The 2127-nt window shown below is 57.8% G+C and carries 2 protein-coding genes; both read right to left on the bottom strand.

What is annotated here, in order from left to right; all coding sequences use genetic code 11:
* Positions 1-227 precede the first annotated feature (227 nt).
* Positions 228-1052, bottom strand: a complete 825-nt coding sequence (locus EOA22_RS31380; protein ID WP_063170823.1) for a Ku protein — start codon at positions 1050-1052, stop codon at positions 228-230.
* Positions 1053-1135: 83 nt separating this feature from the next.
* The gene (locus tag EOA22_RS31375; RefSeq protein WP_127390497.1) at positions 1136-1996 is read right to left on the bottom strand and encodes an ATP-dependent DNA ligase; all 861 of its coding nucleotides are present in this window, start codon (positions 1994-1996) and stop codon (positions 1136-1138) included.
* Between the last annotated feature and the right edge of the window lie 131 nt (positions 1997-2127).

Below are 2127 nucleotides of genomic sequence, written 5' to 3'. Positions count from 1 at the left end.
CCGACCAGTTGGTCACAAGGAGTGACCAAACGACGAGACCTGTAGCTACGGGCACAACGGCAATCCGGCCCTCCGCGATTTGTCGCGTCGGGTGGTCTTTCCTCCCGATTGCCGCAGCGTCGCAGTGCGACGAGCCGGTGAGATTGGCCGAAGGCCTGACGCCGGAAACGCGCGAGCGCGCTAAAACTACTGGGTGATGCGCGGTGATGGTGGGATGCTATCTTTAACTATGCCGATTTGCGGCTCTTGGCCTTTGGCCGGTCTTGGCCGATGCCTTCCTTGGCGAGGCTCTTTCGAAGAACCGAGGCCAGCTCGACCACGTTCTCCTGAGGCTTTGGCGCCGGTTTCGGAGGCTTTTTGCCCTTTCGCTTGGCGTCGATCATGGCAATCAACGCATCTTCATAGGTGTCCTCGAATTTCGAGGGATCAAACTTCGTCACCTTCTTGTCGATAAGGAGGCCCGCGATTTCGAGCAAATCCGAATCGTATTTTGGGCTTCTCACGTCATTAAAGACGGTGTCTTCCGATGTCATCTCATTGTGGGTGCGCAACTCGGTCAGCAGCATTCCTTTTTCAAACGGCTGTATCAATACTTCGCGGCCGCGCTGATAGAGTACGACGCAGGAACGTGCCGCGACGCGCTTCTTGGCCATCGCATCGCGCAGGACGGCAAAGGCCTCAAGGGAAGCGCCATCTGCCGGGATCAAGTAGTAGGGCTTTTCGAGATAGCGCGTGTCGATCTCGGCAACCGGAACAAAGGAATCGACATCAAGCGTATGCTGGGACGTCAGTTTCAGTTTCTTGATCTCGTCCGGCTCGACGTGGATGAAATCGCCCTTGTCCGCCTCATAGCCTTTGATCTGATCCTCGGCTTCGACAACATCGCCGGTGCCTTCGTCGACATAGGCACTCTTCACGGGTAAACCGTCGCTGCGGTTCAAAATCTTGAAGTGGATTTTCGATGCCTCGCTGGTGGCACCCACTATCTTGACCCCGCACGACACGGAACCGACCCTCAGAAAACCCTTCCAGACCGCGCGTGGCGCCACCATGCCGTTTCTCCTAGACGTCGACTTCCGCACAACGCCAGGCACACGGTTCTGTTCCGCGTCATGGGCAGCACCTTGTCGCAAGCTTATTCCTCACGGTAGTCCAGCAGCTTGGCGTGGCGGAGCCTTTCCTCGCCCTTCAGGAACCGCACGCGACCGACCAGACCAGGCTTAAGCCATTCGGCCTTTTCTTTCTTGAGACCGATAGGCACTGGTCCGCCGACCTTCCCTTGCACGCGATCCCAAAGTCGCTGGCGCTTGTCAGCTTTAAACGCAACGAAAGCGCCGCCGGCATAGCGGCCCTTGTCGGCCATGAGCACCATTGCGGGCTTTCCAGCCTCGCGCTGCACGCCAATAATGTCCATTTCCTTTTCGGCATAGCATTTGATCTTTCGCCAGTTCATCGTCGGCCCGCTGCGATAGACGCTGTCCTTGCGCTTCGAGACCATGCCCTCCAACCCCGCCCTGTCGACCAGGTGATAAACCGCGTCACCGGTGCCGGGCATGGCTTTGCTGACCTGAATGCGGCCGACGGCTGGAATCAGTTCCTGCAGGATCTGGCGGCGGTCTTCCACCGGCATGTTGCGCAAATCATGCCCGTTCAGGTGCAGGAGGTCGAATGCCACCAAATACAGATCGCGCGACGGCTTACGACGGGTGACGGCTGACTGCAGGGCCTGGAAGTCGGACAGGCCGGCCTCGTTGACCGTGATTGTCTCGCCGTCGATGATGAACCTTTCCGCCTCGATCGCCTCCGCCTCTCCGGCAAGTTCGATATAGCGGCCGGTCCAGTCGTAACCGTTCTTGGTGAACAGCCGGATCCCGTTTTCATCCTTGATGATTTGGGTCCGATACCCGTCGAACTTGATCTCATGGAGCCATTCGTCGCCCTGCGGTGGCGTCTCGACCAGCTCGGGCTCCATGGGCTTGATGAACTTCAGACGCATGCGCTGACTCGCATAGTGCGATTCAATTAGCGCTCGCTAAAATGGTTCCGGAACATTTTAGACGAATTGAATGTTTGATGGTTATGACGAAGCTATCCGACCTTGGACCGCCGATTCCCGGCACGCAGCAC

The organism is Mesorhizobium sp. M7A.F.Ca.US.014.04.1.1, from assembly GCF_003998745.1.
Classification (GTDB): domain Bacteria; phylum Pseudomonadota; class Alphaproteobacteria; order Rhizobiales; family Rhizobiaceae; genus Mesorhizobium; species Mesorhizobium ciceri.
Note: the sequence above shows the minus strand (reverse complement) of the source record. Positions and strands in the feature narration are given on the sequence as shown.

Bases quoted from the DNA above. Each gene is read 5' to 3' on its own strand.
- EOA22_RS31380 (WP_063170823.1), bottom strand. From the start codon at position 1,052: ATGGTGGCGCCACGCGCGGTCTGGAAGGGTTTTCTGAGGGTCGGTTCC.
- EOA22_RS31375 (WP_127390497.1), bottom strand. From the start codon at position 1,996: ATGCGTCTGAAGTTCATCAAGCCCATGGAGCCCGAGCTGGTCGAGACG.